This is a genomic window from Cedecea selenatireducens, assembly GCF_042138895.1.
Classification (GTDB): Bacteria; Pseudomonadota; Gammaproteobacteria; order Enterobacterales; family Enterobacteriaceae; genus Cedecea; species Cedecea selenatireducens.
In genome coordinates, this window is the sequence record NZ_JBHIKW010000009.1 from 183475 (window position 1) to 198747 (window position 15273).

Genomic DNA, 15273 nt, shown 5'->3' on the forward strand with positions numbered 1-15273 from the left:
AATCTCCGCGAAATCAGCAGCCAGGCTTTGCTACGCTCTTCTTACCGTGGTGGCGATGTGGCAAACTGCACGCCTTAACAAACGCTTGTGAGAGTGAATCCGATGAAATGGCTCTGTTCTGTAGGGGTTGCCGTAAGCCTGGCGCTGCAGCCTGCGCTGGCCGACGAAATGTTTGGCCCGCACCCTTTAACGCCGGAAGCGCGTGATGCCTTCGTCACCGACCTGCTGAAAAAAATGACCACCGACGAAAAAATCGGTCAGCTACGTTTAATCAGCGTCGGCCCGGATAACCCGAAAGAAGCTATCCGCGAGATGATCAAAGACAGCCAGGTGGGGGCTATTTTCAACACCGTTACCCGCCAGGACATCCGCGCCATGCAGGACCAGGTGATGCAGCTCAGCCGCCTGAAAATTCCTCTCTTCTTCGCCTACGATGTGGTGCACGGTCAGCGCACCGTGTTCCCAATCAGCCTCGGCCTGGCGTCCTCGTTTAACCTCGATGCGGTGAAAACCGTGGGGCGTATTTCTGCCTATGAAGCGGCGGATGACGGCCTGAACATGACCTGGGCACCGATGGTCGACGTCTCGCGCGATCCGCGCTGGGGCCGCGTCTCCGAAGGGTTTGGCGAAGACACTTACCTGACCTCGATTATGGGGCGCACCATGGTTGAAGCGATGCAGGGCAAAAGCCCGGCGGACCGCTACTCGGTGATGACCAGCGTGAAGCACTTCGCGGCCTATGGCGCGGTGGAGGGCGGAAAAGAGTACAACACCGTCGACATGAGCCCGCAGCGCCTGTTTAACGACTACATGCCGCCATATAAAGCCGCGCTGGACGCGGGCAGCGGCGGCGTGATGGTGGCATTGAACTCTTTGAACGGTACGCCGGCCTCAGCAGACAGCTGGTTGCTGAAAGATTTGCTGCGCGACGAATGGAAGTTCAAAGGTATTACCATCTCCGATCACGGCGCGATTAAAGAGCTTATCAAACACGGCGTGGCCAGCGATCCGAAAGACGCGGTGCGCATTGCGCTCAACTCCGGCATCAACATGAGCATGAGCGACGAGTACTACAGCAAATATCTGCCAGAGCTGGTGAAAAGCGGCGCGGTGCCGATGAAAGAGCTGGATGACGCCACCCGCCACGTGCTGAACGTGAAATACGACATGGGGCTGTTTAACGATCCGTACAGTCACCTTGGGCCAAAAGATTCTGACCCGGCAGACACCAACGCCGAAAGCCGCCTGCACCGCAAAGAAGCGCGAGAAGTGGCGCGCGAAAGCATGGTACTGCTGAAAAACCGCCTGCAAACTCTGCCGCTGAAAAAGACCTCCACCATTGCGGTGATTGGCCCGCTGGCGGACAGCAAACGTGATGCCATGGGCAGCTGGTCTGCCGCAGGCGTGGCCGCGCAGTCCGTCACCCCGCTGGAAGGCATCAAAAATGCCGTAGGTCAGCAGGGCAAAGTGGTGTTTGCCAAAGGCGCGAACGTCACCGATGAAAAAGACATTGTCGAGTTCCTGAACCAGTATGAGCCTGCGGTCACCGTTGACCCGCGCACGCCGAAAGCGATGATCGACGACGCGGTGAATACGGCGAAAAACGCCGATGTAGTGGTCGCCGTGGTCGGTGAAGCCCAGGGCATGGCGCATGAGGCGTCCAGCCGCACCAACCTGACGCTGCCGCAGAGCCAGCGTGACCTGATTACCGCGCTGAAGGCCACCGGCAAACCGCTGGTGCTGGTGCTGATGAACGGCCGTCCTCTGGCGCTGGTGAAAGAAGATCAGCAGGCGGATGCCCTGCTGGAAGCCTGGTACGGCGGCACCGAAGGCGGGAACGCAATAGCCGACGTTCTGTTCGGCGACTATAACCCGTCCGGCAAGCTGCCAATGTCCTTCCCGCGCTCGGTCGGGCAAATTCCGACGTACTACAGCCACCTGAATACCGGCCGTCCGTACAACCCGGAAAAACCAAACAAATACACCTCACGCTACTTTGATGAAGCGAACGGGCCGCTGTATCCGTTTGGCTACGGGCTGAGCTACACCACCTTTAAAGTGGGCGACGTGAAGCTTTCCGCGCCGACCATGCAGCGCGACGGCAAAGTCGAAGCCTCGGTCACCGTCACCAATACCGGCGGGCGTGAAGGGGAAACCGTGGTGCAGATGTACCTGCAGGACGTGACCGCTTCCATGAGCCGCCCGGTGAAAGAGCTGAAAGGCTTTAAGAAAGTGGCGCTGAAAGCGGGTGAAAGCCAGACCGTCAGCTTCCCAATCGACATCAACGCCCTGAAGTTCTGGAACGCGAAGATGAAGTACGACGCGGAGCCGGGCAAATTCAACGTGTTTATCGGCCTCGATTCCGCCCGCGTGCAGCAGGGCGAATTTGAGCTGAAATAAGCGGGTTATATTTAAAATTAGCCACCTCACTCGGGGTGGCTTTTTTACCTCGGTCTAATTCAGTTCGTTCAGCACGGGTGCAACAGAATAAAACGATCCACAAACGACAATCACATCGTCCGCACTGGCATCACGTATGGCTGCATCCCAGCCGGATAAAATATCCGGGAAATTTTTTGCCGCAGGTAAATACTGCGCAATATCTTCCGCCCGAGAGCTCCTTGGGCCCGCCTGAATGCCACAGCAATACCATTCCTCGGACAGATCCTTTAAATAATCGACGGTGCCTTTGATGTCTTTATTAATAAGCATGCCGATAACAAAACGATACTTTCCTTTTTTGGGATAGTTACGCAATCTTTGCGCTAAATACGCCGCAGCGTGTGGATTATGCGCCACGTCTAAAATCACGGTGGGTTTGTGGTCAATTACCTGAAAGCGACCGGGTAAGTTGGCTTTATGAATAACATCATGCAGCGCAGCCAGCTCAAATTTAAGCCCGCTGATACGCAGCGCGGCTATTGCGGTAGCCACGTTATCGCGTGGCATTTTCGGCTGCCTTAACGGGGTGATTTCGCCGAGCTTGTCGCTAAACGTCCATCCATCGCCGCCCTCTGTGATATGCCAGTCCACGCCATTTTGATGGGGGATAGCGCCAATCTGCTGCGCATAGCGGAGCAAGGACTCCGGGGCCTGTTGTTGCCCAATCACCGCCGGATGTCCGCTGCGGAAGATACCTGCTTTGATCTCGCCGATGGCCTCGGTGCCTTTGCCCAGCCAGTCTTCGTGGTCCAGCGCTACGTTGGTGATGACGGAGACATCCGGGGTAAGAATGTTGGTCGCATCGTCCCGGCCCCCCATGCCAACCTCAATAATCGCCACGTCTGCCTGAGCCCATTTAATCAGGCAGAATGCGCCCAGCGTATTGAATTCGAACGGGGTTAGCGTAGTGGCCTGGCGTGCTTTTTCAATTTCAACAAAAGCAGCAATGTGGGCCGCATCCGACAGCTCCTGACCTTGAATGCGCACCGTCTCTTTATAATGAATCATGTGGGGTGAACTGAATACGCCCACTTTGTACCCTGACTGCATCAGGACTTTCTCGAGGGTGTGGCAGGTGGTGCCTTTGCCGTTGGTTCCGCCGACTAAAAAGACAAAAGGCGCGGGCTTTAACACATCGAGTTTTGCTGCTACGTCTTTGATTCTGTCTAATCCCATATCAATCACCTGCGAATGAAGGCTGTCGATATAAGCCAGCCAGCGGGGTAAGTCAGAGGTGAGATCGGGTATGGCTGGGCTTTTGCTCATCATGTATTCCCTGGTTAAACATCATTGCTATCTGGATAAGGCATTTTCCGGGTAATAAATGTAATTAAGTGTATTGTTTTTGGTTTAATTATTTTTGTGTGGTTATTGGAAAATTAGACGTCTAAAGCCGCGGGTTTTTCTCATTTTTACTGTTGTTCGCTTAAATAAAAAATCAGGAAAATAAAAATGAATAAAAGGCTGTCGTGAAACGTTAGCGGGTTATGTTCGCCAACGGAAAAACACCATGCTGCGCATTTTTCTGAAAATAACCCTCGGCCTGTTGGTCAGCCCCTTAGCGTATGCGATGCCGGAAAATTACAGCGTCATCACGCCTCAAACCGCCATTGCGCTCTCATGGCATGCCTTCGGTAGCACATCGCAGGCGCATCTCGACGGGGTTACCGGCTCACTTTTACTGGATGAGGGAAATGACGTGCATGACAGCATCAGCGTGCGCATCCCGGCCGCTACGCTCCAGGCATCCAATAGCTTACTCACTTATCAATTACAGGGCGGGTTATTCTTCGATACGGCACATTACCCCTCGCTCTCCTTTACAAGCAGCAGAGTGGTGGCCGAAGGGCTGGGGCATTACCGGATTTTTGGCCTGCTGCAGGTAAAAAATGTCCGGCGCGCGGTGGTTCTTGAGGCCAACATGGACGGCGATCCCGCCGCTGCGGCAGATAAAAGCGCCATCTCGTTACGCGCGACAACGGTGATTTCACGCGCGGCCTTTAACATGGATAAATTTGAGGCCGTGGTGGATGACAGGATTTCGATTGAGATTAAAATCCGGGCAAGGAGTAGCCAGGCAGGCTAACGTAACTTGATGTTACATTGGGTTTTATTGCTTTGTGCTTTGAGGTGGCTCGTGTCCCTATTTTAAACCTGTCAATTTTCCGTTCACCCGTACATTTGTTTCCCCTGCACGCTCGGAACACGGTGAACGTGTCAGGTGGCATTACGCCATGCCCCCTAACAACCCCCGGCGCCCGGCAAGCTCATCGCCGCTAAAGCGGTAAACCCACCGGCCATCACCCAAACATTCGGGGTCATAACCGGGGGCGATGAGAGCCGGGGACAAATCTTCCCCTCACCCCAGCCCTCTCCCCAAAGGGGCGAGGGAGAAAACAAAAGCTATGGGAAACATTGTTTATCCCCTCTCCCTTCCAGGGAGAGGGTTAGGGTGAGGGTAAAAATAAGAAGCGAGGCACGGTTCCGGCTTAAATCGCCTCCGTTTTCTCTCCGACTGGCCAGGGTCCGGACGTCGGGAACGGCCGGAGGCTGAGAGCGTCGGGAACGCATCTCAGCCGACCCAGGACTGGGAGATAAAACGGAGGTCTGCCGCTTTAGCGGTCGATTTATTTGGCCGGGAGTCCGGGGTCTCGGGGAAGTGACGGTGACTTCCCCGAGACGTTCACCGGTGCGGGGGTTGCATATAAAACAGGACTGGAAGTGAACGGAATACTTGCGCCCTTAAATAATCGTGGGTATTTGTGGCTCTGATCCTACCCGGAAACTATTAATACAAATTCTGTGGTGTGAAAATACCGTGATGAGAAGCGCGGAACGGGATCACCGTCTGGGAAGCCTGAACAGACTCTGCGCTTAACGCATCAAGAAACGCTCTGGCCCACCACTGGCTGTCATACCTCTCCACTTTTGCCAGCAGCTGCTGATGCCGACGTTTACGTTCGTGCAGCGGCATCGTCAGGGCGGAATAAAGCGCATGGCTGGCTTCGCTGGCGTCGTAGGGATTGATCAACACCGCGTCCGTTAACTGCTCCGCTGTCCCCGTCAGGGCGGACAGCATCAGCACGCCGGGATCTTCGGCATTCTGCGCGAGAACAAACGTCTTGGCCTGCAGGCTCATCCCCTCCGAAAGTGGGGTGAACATCGCCACGTGCGCGTTGCGGTAGAAGGCGTAAATCAGGTCAGCGTGGCAAAGCTGGTTGCGAATGTAGTTGATGGGATACCAGGACGCATCGCCAAACCGGTCGTTAATTTCTCCGCATTGGCGTTCCAGCCGGGTGCAGAGATCCCGCGCCGACCAGGAGTAGCCTCTGGAAGCGTCTGAGATCTGCAGCAGGCTAACGTCGCGCAGGAACTCAGGGTGGCTGCTTAGAAACGTTTCCATAGTAGCCAGATGGCAATGCACGCCGCTGATGTCGCTGACGGTGTCGTTGCTGATGATTATCTGACGCGGATAGTTGCGCACCGCTTCGGCATTCGTTAATGAAAGCGCCGGCACCGTTTTATCAATGCCGCATGGGAAAATGCCAAGCCTGATGGGGTGACCATTGAGCTGAATCAGGTTATCCGCCAGCCGTTCCACGCGGTAAAATCGCAGCGCATAGGCGAGGAAGTTATTCACGTCGCCGCTTGACTGAAACCCAAGTAAATCGTAGCTGAACAGCGCCTGCATAATGCTGTCGTGCTCGGGCACCGAGCGCAGCACGTCGCCAGGCGGGAAGGGCTGATGCAGGAAGAAACCGCAGCGGTTGGCGTGTCCGTCTTCTTTCAGCATCTTGCCGGTAAACAGTAAATGGTAGTCCTGCACCCAGACGAGATCGTCGGCCTCAATTTTGGCGGCCACCCGCGCCTTGACGTCGTGGTTATAGTTTTTCCAGGTAGTGAAATACTCTTTTTTATAGTGGATCAGATCCGGGCGGTTATGAAAAACCGGCCACAGCACCTGGTGAATATAGCCCTGGTAAAAATTGTCATATTCGTTCGGCGTTAGTGCCCAGCTGTACTGCTGATAGGCGGGCTGGCTGAAAAAACGCTCTTTACGGTGTTTATTACCGCTTGCCACCTCGCCGTTCCAGCCAAACCAAAGTCCCGAATGTTTCTTCAGGATGGAGTGGAGCACCGGCAGGAAAGGATCGCCGCTCTGTCCGCGTTCTGGCTCGCAGCGATTAGACAGCATAATAAGACGAGACATACACCACCTCAGGTCGGCGTTTAGGTTAATAAAGCACTAGCGGGACAGCGCAGCTTCTTCCTGCGTCACAATCGTTTCAAACCAGGCCAGCTCCGACAGCTTGTGGGTTACCCACTGGCGGGAAAAAGCTTCGCCCAGGCTTTCGGTCATGTAATGGCTTTGCTGAAACTCAACGATTGCCACGTGCTGGAACAGCGGCAGTTCGGGGGCAAACAGCGCCGAGTTTTTCAGGGTATCGCTGTCGATATTTTCCAGCCCGTAAAGCATGCCGGTAAGAATGACGGCCATCGCCAGGTACGGGTTAACGTCGGCCCCGGCAAGGCGGTACTCAATGCGGCGGTTGTTATCGTCGGAGCAGGGGATGCGCAGGGCGGCGCTACGTTTGTTATAGCCCCATGAGCTGAACAGCGGCTCGTTGAGGTTTTTGCGTAGCCTTCTGAAGGAGTTCACGTGCGGGGCGATAACGGCCACCGCGGCGGGCATCGTTTGTAGCATCCCGGCCAGGCATAGCTGGGTCATCTCGTTCAGGGCTTCCGCCGGGGAGGCGAAGACGTTCTCGCCTTTGCGGTCGTTCAGGCTGATATGAAAATGCAGGCCGTTCCCGGCCAGGTGAGAAAAGGGTTTCGCCATGAAATTAGCCTGATAGCCAAATTTATCGGCCACAATGCTGGTTAAGCGGCGCAGCGCCAGCACGCTCTCACAAATGCCGATGATGTCTTTGGCATGCTTCAGGTTCAGCTCAAACTGCCCGGCTTCGGCTTCGCAGACGATGCCGCTTAGCGGCAGTTTTTGGTCAGTGGCGGCCTGTTCAAGCGCTTCAATAAAGGCGGTGTAATCAGAAGGCACCGGCATATAAAAACAGCCCTGAGCCGGGACTTCCTGCTGGGCTTTGCTCACCAGGTAAAACTCTATTTCCGGCGCCGCCACCGGGAACAGCCCGTGGTAATGAAACTTCTGCAGGACGTTGGCCAGCACAACTCTGGGCTCCAGCGCGTAGCCGCTGCCGTCGGCCTGTTTCATGGTTAACAGCAGCTGCGCGTTGTGCTGCGGGTCGTGTGCGCAGGGCCTTAACGTCCCGGCCACCGGCAGGCAAAGCCCGTCGGGCTCATCGTATTCATCGTGACCCGGTGCCTGGCTAAACGGCTTACCTTCGTGGTCCATGGCGTAAACGGACTGCGGAAAATAGCAGCCGGCCGAGAGCGACAGCAGGCTGTCTACCGCGATGCGTTTACCGCGAAAAGCGCCGTTGACGTCATTGAGGTAGATATCAATATGCTTTGTCTCCGGATGAGCCTGCAGATAGCGACGCACTTCCTCGGCAAACGCTTTCGTTCGCTCCTGCGCGGGCTTTATCGAGGCAGATTGAGTCACGGTTTCCTCACTGGCCGTAGCCTGAGGAAAAGCGAAAAGCGTAAAAATGTTTTTAACGAGCGAGTGATGAATAAGTGAGTTCATGATGGTCTTTATCGGAGCCTCTCGGCGACGAAAAGAGCATATTCACTGGCGTATAAAAAGAAGGTAAAAAAGCAAAAGCGGCGGGTAAAAAAAATATAAATGACAGTAAACGTAGGGATTTAGCCGGGCAGGCAGCCGACAGACCGGAAAATTCAGGGTATCCTTCTGTTCTAACGACTTCGCATATCATATACCGCTTAGTGCTTTCCCCAGCTGATTCAAACTCGGCTATTCTTTCTTTACTGCATGATTTTTAAGTAAAGAACAACGAGGAATAACTATGAACTTATCAACACGTTGGGGTTTGGCAGGGTTAGTGATGCTGGCGACAGGCGCGCAGGCGGCGGATCCGGTGAAGGTCGGTTCGAAAATTGATACCGAAGGATCGCTGCTCGGCAACATTATTTTGCAGGTGCTGGAAAGCCATGATGTGAAAACCATCAACAAGGTTCAGCTTGGCACCACCCCGGTCGTGCGCGGCGCGATAACCTCCGGCGAGCTGGATATCTATCCTGAATATACCGGCAACGGGGCGTTCTTCTTTAAAACTGAAAACGATCCGGCCTGGAAAGACGCCCAGAAGGGCTATGAAAAAGTTAAGCAGCTCGACTACGACAAAAACCACCTGGTGTGGCTGACTCCGGCTCCGGCCAACAATACTTACACCATCGCGGTTCGTAAGGATCTGGCGGAGAAAAACCATCTGGTGTCCCTGGCAGATCTCAGCGAATACCTGAAAAAAGGCGGCACCTTTAAGCTGGCGGCTTCCGCCGAGTTTATCGAACGTTCCGACGCGCTACCGGCCTTTGAAAAAGCTTACGGCTTTAAGCTGGAACAAAGCCAGCTACTGTCTCTGGCCGGGGGCGACACGGCGGTAACCATCAAAGCCGCCGCGCAGCAGACCTCCGGGGTTAACGCCGCGATGGCCTACGGCACCGATGGCCCGGTTGCGGCATTAGGCCTGGAAACCCTTACCGACCCGAAAGGCGTGCAGGCCGTTTCAGCACCAACCGCCGTGGTGCGTGAAGCCGTGCTGAAAGAATACCCGCAGATTGCCGACTGGCTGAAACCGGTGTTCACTTCTCTTGACCAGAAAACGCTGCAGCAGCTGAACGCGAAGATTGCGGTGGAAGGTCAGGATGCTAAAAAAGTGGCCGCTGATTACTTAAAACAAAAAGGCTTTGTTAAATAGCCCGCTGGAATAACGTTTGCTAAAAATTAATAACAGGGTATTGCTGCTGCTGGTGTTACTGCTGGCAGCAGCCTTGATGTTACTCCCGATCATCAACAACGCGCCTAACCGCCTGGTTTCCGGTGAACCGTTTGGCATCACCCAGCTTCCCGGCACGCTTCATTACTGGCTCGCGCTTCCTCTCCTGATTCTGGCTGGCCTGACGCTGGCGCCGGGGCGACCTCTTGCTCTGCTGGCGACGATTGTCACCGGCGAGGTGTTGTTTATCGGCCTGCTGCTGCTGATGGGGCACACCGCAAGCCAGTTCGCGCTTGAGGGCAGCTCGCTGGCCCGCACTTCGCCCGGCAGCGGCCTGTGGCTGATGTTAGCGCTGAGCCTGCTGCTGTGCGCCGACGCCGCCAATCGCCTCACCGCCAGCCCGCTGTGGCGGCTGCTGCTTAACCTGCAAATCTGGATCGTGCCCGTCGCGCTGCTGGCGAGCGGCTACTTCAGCGATCTTTCGCTGATGAAAGAGTACGTCAACCGGCAGGATGTTTTTGACGACGCCCTGAGCCGCCACCTGGCGCTGCTGGTCGGCACGCTGGTGCCGGCGTTGCTGATTGGCGTCCCGCTGGGGATCCTTTGCTATCACCGCCCTGCCTGGCAGTCCGGCGTATTTTCCCTGCTCAACGTGATTCAGACGGTGCCTTCGGTGGCGCTGTTCGGCCTGCTTATTGCGCCGCTGGCCGGCCTTGCCGCATGGCTGCCATGGCTGGGTAAAATCGGCGTGAGCGGCATTGGCGTAGCGCCCGCGCTGATTGCGCTGGTGCTTTATGCGCTGCTGCCGCTGGTACGTGGCGTAGTGGCTGGCCTGCAGCAGGTGCCGCGTAATATTGTGGAAAGCGCGCAGGGGATGGGCATGTCTCGCGCCCAAATTTTTTGGCGGGCGGAAGTGCCGCTTGCCCTGCCGGTGCTGCTGCGCAGCCTGCGGGTTGTCTGCGTGCAGACGATCGGTATGGCGGTGATTGCCGCGCTGATTGGCGCGGGCGGGTTTGGTTCGATTATTTTCCAGGGCCTGCTGAGCAGCGCGCTGGATCTGGTTCTGCTTGGCGTCATGCCGGTCATCGCGCTGGCGGTTATTATCGACGCGCTGTTTAAGCTGTTTATTTCACTGCTGGAGGCAAAATAATGATCGAGTTCGATCGCGTCAGCAAATACTTCCATGGCGAAGCGGCGGTCAGTGATTTGACGCTGAACATTCGCGAAGGGCAGTTCACCGTGCTGATCGGCACCTCCGGTTCAGGCAAGTCCACCACGCTGAAGATGATCAACCGGCTGGTGGAGCACGACGAAGGGCTTATCCGCTTTGCCGGAGAAGAAATTCGCCGCTTTGACCCGAAGGCGCTTCGCCGCCGCATGGGCTATGCCATCCAGTCTATCGGCCTGTTTCCTCACTGGACGGTGGCACAGAATATCGCCACGGTACCGGAGCTGCTGAAGTGGCCGAAGGCGAGGGTAGCCGAACGTATTGACGAACTGCTGGAATTGCTGGGCCTGGACGCGACGCAGTTCCGCGACCGTTATCCGCACCAGCTTTCCGGCGGGCAGCAGCAGCGTGTGGGCGTGGCTCGTGCGCTGGCGGCCGACCCGGAAGTGCTGCTGATGGATGAGCCTTTTGGCGCGCTTGACCCGGTCACCCGCGCGACGCTACAGCAGGAGATGATCCGTATTCATCAGCTGCTGGGGCGTACTATCGTGCTGGTAACCCACGACATTGACGAGGCGCTGACGCTTGCCGATAACATCGTGCTGATGGACGGCGGCAAAGTGATTCAGCAGGGGACGCCGCTGGAACTGCTGACCAACCCGGCTAACGATTTTGTGCGCGACTTCTTCGGCCGCAGCGAACTGGGCGTCAGGCTGCTGTCGCTGCGCCACGTGGCGGACAGTATTCGTGCCGATGAGCGCCTGGACGGAGAACCTATTCGGGCGGACATGACGCTGCGTGAAGCCCTGTCGCTGTTCATCGACCGCCAGTGCCAGCAGCTGCCGGTGGTGAATGAGCAAAATCAGCCCTGCGGCGTGCTGCACTTTAGCGATTTAGTGAGGAGGGAAAATGCGCCTGCTGCGTGACCCTCTGCTGTGGCTTATCGCGCTTTTTATCGCGCTGTTGGTGCTGCTGCCTTACACCAGCGGGCTGTTTAGCTGGCTGTTCCCGCAGCTGACCAGGCCGATGTATCAACAGGACAGTTTCACCTCTCTGGCGCTGGCGCATCTGACGTTAGTGGGTATTTCTAGCCTGGTTGCGGTGGTGATTGGCGTCGGGTTGGGGATCCTGGTGACTCGTCCGGCGGGGGAAGAATTCCGTTCGCTGGTGGAGACGATCACCGCCGCCGGGCAAACCTTCCCGCCGGTTGCCGTCCTTGCCGTGGCGGTACCGGTGATGGGTTTTGGGCAAGAGCCGGCGATTATCGCGCTGGTTATCTACGGCCTATTGCCGATTTTACAGGGCACGCTGGCGGGCATCGGCGCGGTGCCAGAATCCGCACGTGAAATTGCGCTCGGGGTCGGGATGAGCCGTTGGCAAATGCTGAGAAAGGTGGAGCTGCCGCTCGCCGCGCCGGTGATTCTGGCGGGCATAAGAACGTCGGTTATCATTAATATCGGCACCGCGACGATTGCCTCCACCGTGGGAGCCAACACGCTCGGGTCACCGATTATTATCGGGCTTAGCGGCTTTAATACCGCCTACGTGATCCAGGGGGCCGTGCTGGTGGCGCTGGCGGCAATTGTCACCGACCGCCTGTTTGAGCGCCTGGAAGGCTACATTACGCGCCATGCAAAATAACGATGTAGCCGACCAGCATCACGCCGCCGATACCGCCGACCGCCATGACAAGCATTCCGCCCACAAGGGCAATTTTTGACAGTTTCATCCGTTGCTCCGTTTGTTAACGAAGCGATTATAAAGGGAAGCGGGGTTGTTAATGAACCTTTGATTGTGACGAAGAGGGAAAAAGCCTGATTTTCCCTCTTGTCGCCCTTTCAGTCGGCGGGCTGCCTGCGTTCAATGTTGCCCAGCGCAAACACCGGCAGTCCTGCGCTGCGCCACGATTCAATCTGATCTATCTGCCGTTCTCCGGGGCAGTCGCCGCACCACACCAGCAGCGTCTGCCGGTCGAAAATCTCCGGTTTCAGGTTGCTCAGCGAGTTGGCGAGCACGTCCACCCGCCAGCCCTGCTGGCTGGCAATCCACGCCGCCATCCATAGTCGCGTAGTGTCCTGCACGTTCCAGCCCACCACTAAAGCATCCTTACCATTTTGCTTGCGCGAGGTGGCAATGCACGTGGCAATGTAATTAATCAGGGCGCCATCCAGCAGGCTAAGCAACGCACACAGCGCAATCTGCTGCCCGTAAAGGCGGCGGCGAAGGGGAAGATAGAGGTGGTGAACGAGCGTTTGCGCCGGGTAGATGCGCCCGATGTCGGCAATCCACGCCCGCAGCAGGTTCGGGTTGCCGCTTTGCAAATGACGCAGCAGCGTCTCCTGGCGCTCGCCCCAGGCATGTTCTTTTTCACGGTTTTCACCACTGAGCAGCGCCTTGACTTTGCTGACCTGTACGCCTTGCTCAATCCAGGTTTGGATCTCGCGAATGCGCGCGATGTCTGCGCTATCAAACAGCCGGTGTCCGCCGTCACTGCGTTTAGGTTTTAGCAGCCCATAACGCCGCTGCCAGGCCCGAAGGGTTACCGGATTGATATTGCACAGTGCAGCCACTTCTCCGATGGAATAAAGCGCCATGTTGTCACCTGATGCCGTACGGGAGGCCCCCCAGTAACTGTAGTAAGTTCTGGTGAGTTTGGCTTCTTTTGGTGAGATTTCTCGGGGGATTGGTGTTGTCTCTTAGTCACAAATAGGTTCTATGAGGGAGTGGCTCAAGTTCCGTTCACTTCCAGCCCTGCTTCACATGTCACCACAGAACTTGTGAACGACTCGGGGAAGTCACCGTCACTTCCCCGAGACCCCGGACTCCCGGCCAAATAAATCGCCGCAAGCGGTAAACCTCAGTTTTATCTCCCAGTCCTGGGTCGGCTGAGATGCGTTCCCGACGCTCTCAGCCTCCGGCCGTTCCCGACGGCCGGACCCTGGCCAGTCGGAGAGAAAACGGAGGCGATTTAAGCCGGAACCGAGCCTCGCTTCAAACTCGCCGCTACACAGAGCGTCACAGTCGCTGCAAGTCTCACAGCCACGCCCTTGTTCCCGGCTCTCATCGCCCCCGGTTATGACCCAACTCAGGCGGGGTTGAGCTGCCGGGAGCAGCGAAAGAGAGCGATCGTCGGGAACGAATCGCGAACGACCCCGAATGTTTGGGTGATGGCCGGTGGGTTTACCGCTTCAGCGGCGATGAGCTCGCCGGCGCCGGGGGTTGTGAGGGGGAATGGCGTATTTCCCCCTCACTCGTTCACCGTTTCTGAACGTGTAGGGAAAACCGTTCTACGAGTGAACGGAATTTTAGCCAGTCTTTCATAGAATATATTTGTCGCTTAGCGAAAGGCATTGGTGGGTGAAGAGGCGAAAACCTGGCTTGAGGCAGCCAGGTTTCAGTCGGGCAAACTTAATCTTCGAAGTACCAGTATCCCTGGTTAATCAGCCCCGTCAGCTGGCTGATGAATTCGGCATCTTCCACGGCTGAGCCCAGCTCGGCTTTTGTCAGCCGGGTATAGCGGCACATCGCCACGGCCGCAGCCTGATGCGTGACGTCCAGCGGCTCGCTGTTCACGAAGAAATGCTCGCCAACCTGCAGTACGCGAAGCCCGCTCAGGCGAAGCAACTGTTCTCCGCCTGCCAGCGCGGCGGCCACTTCTTCCGGTTCGTAAGGCGGCTCGGCGGAGGCGATATCCAGCTCGTGGCGCGGCGTGGTCACAAAGCTGCCGAACCACTGGTTGAACGCTTCCGGTTGGCTAATCAACGCCGTCATCATGCTGCGCAGGCGTTCCAGCTCGTAGTTTTCTACTTTGCCTGGGTTTTCCCGGCAGGTGAGATCCGGGTCGCTATAGTGATCGCCGCCGAGGTCATTTTCCAGCACGTAATCGGCAAAGCTGCTGATTAGATCGCGGCTGTTTGGCCCCCGGAAGCCGACCGAATAGTTGAGCGCCGTTTCATGGGTAAAGCCGTCGTGCGGGAAGCCTGGCGGAATATAGAGGATGTCGCCTGGGGCTAAATCTTCGTCGATAATCGGCGTAAACGGCTCAACGTGCAGCAGCGCCGGATGCGGACAAAACTGCTTGAGCGGCAGCTTGTCGCCGACGCGCCAGCGGCGGCTGCCCATGCCCTGAATGATAAACACGTCATAGTTATCAATGTGCGGGCCAACGCCACCGCCCGGCACGGAAAACGAGATCATCAGGTCGTCTAAGCGCCAGTCCGGCAGCACGCGGAAAGGGCGCACCAGCGCGGCGGCGGGTTCATGCCAGTGGTTAACGGCCTGGGCCAGCAGCGACCAGCCGGTCTCGCCAAGATTATCAAAGTGCTCAAAAGGCCCATTACTGGCGTGCCATTTGCCCTCTTTAAAACTGACCAGCCTGCTGTCGACTTCGTTCTCCATCGCAAGGCCGGCAAGCTCGTCGGGCGTGATTGGGTCGACAAAACCCGGCAGCGCATTTTTAATCACCACTGGCTTTTTCTGCCAGTACGTTTCCATAAACTCTGGCCAGTTGATATTGAGTTGATAATCCACGGTTATTTACCCCTGTGCGGAAGAAGGCCGATTATAGAGAGCGAGGCCTTTCGGCGACCTTGTCATGGGTCAATCCCCGGCGATATTTCCGCTTTTTCTCTGGCCGTAAAATGCCCCGGCTATCGGTTTTTTCTGATTTTATTTTAAGTTTAAACGCCGCCGCAGGCCTTGCTGTGGCTGGTTTATTCAGGTTTTACACGCGGTTAGGAGAAATTTAGCCTGGAACCGGAACCGATTTCTCATCACCTACTAAGCGGA

The 15273-nt window shown here is 56.5% G+C and carries 12 protein-coding genes; 6 read left to right on the top strand and 6 right to left on the bottom strand.

Going from position 1 to position 15273, the window contains the following annotated elements:
• The first annotated feature begins 102 nt into the window (after positions 1-102).
• Entirely contained in the window at positions 103-2400 is a 2298-nt protein-coding gene (gene bglX, locus ACE38U_RS15985) for a beta-glucosidase BglX (RefSeq protein ID WP_038474378.1), read from the top strand.
• A 54-nt stretch (positions 2401-2454) separates the two neighbouring features.
• Here bglX and folC read toward each other — a convergent pair whose 3' ends face one another.
• A complete protein-coding gene (folC, locus tag ACE38U_RS15990; RefSeq protein WP_375530134.1) occupies positions 2455-3708 on the bottom strand; it encodes a bifunctional tetrahydrofolate synthase/dihydrofolate synthase in 1254 nt (417 codons plus the stop codon).
• 244 nt (positions 3709-3952) lie between these two features.
• Here folC and ACE38U_RS15995 point away from each other — a divergent pair, with 244 nt between their 5' ends.
• A complete protein-coding gene (locus tag ACE38U_RS15995) occupies positions 3953-4528 on the top strand; it encodes a YceI family protein (protein ID WP_375530111.1) in 576 nt (191 codons plus the stop codon).
• A gap of 702 nt (positions 4529-5230) precedes the next feature.
• On the opposite strand, the gene ACE38U_RS16000 is transcribed toward ACE38U_RS15995, so the two are convergent.
• Positions 5231-6652, bottom strand: coding sequence for an alpha,alpha-trehalose-phosphate synthase (UDP-forming) (locus ACE38U_RS16000; protein ID WP_375530112.1), 1422 nt, complete (start codon positions 6650-6652; stop codon positions 5231-5233).
• A gap of 36 nt (positions 6653-6688) precedes the next feature.
• Positions 6689-8107, bottom strand: coding sequence for a glutamine synthetase family protein (locus ACE38U_RS16005; protein WP_375530113.1), 1419 nt, complete (start codon positions 8105-8107; stop codon positions 6689-6691).
• A gap of 280 nt (positions 8108-8387) precedes the next feature.
• Here ACE38U_RS16005 and osmF point away from each other — a divergent pair, with 280 nt between their 5' ends.
• The 4 genes from osmF to ACE38U_RS16025 are packed head-to-tail and all read left to right on the top strand — an operon-like array spanning position 8388 to position 12126.
• The gene (osmF, locus tag ACE38U_RS16010) at positions 8388-9299 is read left to right on the top strand and encodes a glycine betaine ABC transporter substrate-binding protein OsmF (RefSeq protein ID WP_126357062.1); all 912 of its coding nucleotides are present in this window, start codon (positions 8388-8390) and stop codon (positions 9297-9299) included.
• A 16-nt stretch (positions 9300-9315) separates the two neighbouring features.
• Positions 9316-10467, top strand: coding sequence for an ABC transporter permease (locus ACE38U_RS16015; protein WP_375530114.1), 1152 nt, complete (start codon positions 9316-9318; stop codon positions 10465-10467).
• Entirely contained in the window at positions 10467-11411 is a 945-nt protein-coding gene (locus ACE38U_RS16020) for an ABC transporter ATP-binding protein (RefSeq protein WP_038474361.1), read from the top strand. The genes ACE38U_RS16015 and ACE38U_RS16020 overlap by 1 nt, the downstream gene beginning before the upstream one ends.
• Positions 11395-12126: an ABC transporter permease gene (locus ACE38U_RS16025; protein ID WP_038474358.1), complete on the top strand. Its 732-nt coding sequence runs from the start codon at positions 11395-11397 to the stop codon at positions 12124-12126. Before ACE38U_RS16020 ends, ACE38U_RS16025 begins: the two co-directional genes overlap by 17 nt.
• Here the strand turns inward: ACE38U_RS16025 and ACE38U_RS16030 are convergent.
• The 3 genes from ACE38U_RS16030 to ACE38U_RS16040 form a co-directional block, all read right to left on the bottom strand.
• Positions 12107-12214, bottom strand: coding sequence for a YohO family small membrane protein (locus tag ACE38U_RS16030; RefSeq protein ID WP_038474355.1), 108 nt, complete (start codon positions 12212-12214; stop codon positions 12107-12109). The two genes, ACE38U_RS16025 and ACE38U_RS16030, sit on opposite strands and share 20 nt — an antisense overlap.
• Before the next feature lie 109 nt (positions 12215-12323).
• Positions 12324-13079 (bottom strand): MerR family transcriptional regulator, encoded by a 756-nt coding sequence (locus ACE38U_RS16035; RefSeq protein ID WP_038474352.1) that lies wholly within the window; start codon positions 13077-13079, stop codon positions 12324-12326.
• A gap of 814 nt (positions 13080-13893) precedes the next feature.
• On the bottom strand, positions 13894-15015 hold the full coding sequence (locus ACE38U_RS16040) for a ribosomal protein uL16 3-hydroxylase (protein WP_375530115.1): 1122 nt from the start codon (positions 15013-15015) through the stop codon (positions 13894-13896).
• Positions 15016-15273: the final 258 nt, after the last annotated feature.

Excerpts from the sequence above, each read along its gene's own strand:
- bglX (WP_038474378.1), top strand. The coding sequence starts at position 103 with ATGAAATGGCTCTGTTCTGTAGGGGTTGCCGTAAGCCTGGCGCTGCAG.
- folC (WP_375530134.1), bottom strand. The coding sequence starts at position 3,708 with ATGAGCAAAAGCCCAGCCATACCCGATCTCACCTCTGACTTACCCCGC.
- ACE38U_RS15995 (WP_375530111.1), top strand. The coding sequence starts at position 3,953 with ATGCTGCGCATTTTTCTGAAAATAACCCTCGGCCTGTTGGTCAGCCCC.
- ACE38U_RS16000 (WP_375530112.1), bottom strand. The coding sequence starts at position 6,652 with ATGTCTCGTCTTATTATGCTGTCTAATCGCTGCGAGCCAGAACGCGGA.
- ACE38U_RS16005 (WP_375530113.1), bottom strand. The coding sequence starts at position 8,107 with ATGAACTCACTTATTCATCACTCGCTCGTTAAAAACATTTTTACGCTT.
- osmF (WP_126357062.1), top strand. The coding sequence starts at position 8,388 with ATGAACTTATCAACACGTTGGGGTTTGGCAGGGTTAGTGATGCTGGCG.
- ACE38U_RS16020 (WP_038474361.1), top strand. The coding sequence starts at position 10,467 with ATGATCGAGTTCGATCGCGTCAGCAAATACTTCCATGGCGAAGCGGCG.
- ACE38U_RS16025 (WP_038474358.1), top strand. The coding sequence starts at position 11,395 with ATGCGCCTGCTGCGTGACCCTCTGCTGTGGCTTATCGCGCTTTTTATC.
- ACE38U_RS16030 (WP_038474355.1), bottom strand. The coding sequence starts at position 12,214 with ATGAAACTGTCAAAAATTGCCCTTGTGGGCGGAATGCTTGTCATGGCG.
- ACE38U_RS16035 (WP_038474352.1), bottom strand. The coding sequence starts at position 13,079 with ATGGCGCTTTATTCCATCGGAGAAGTGGCTGCACTGTGCAATATCAAT.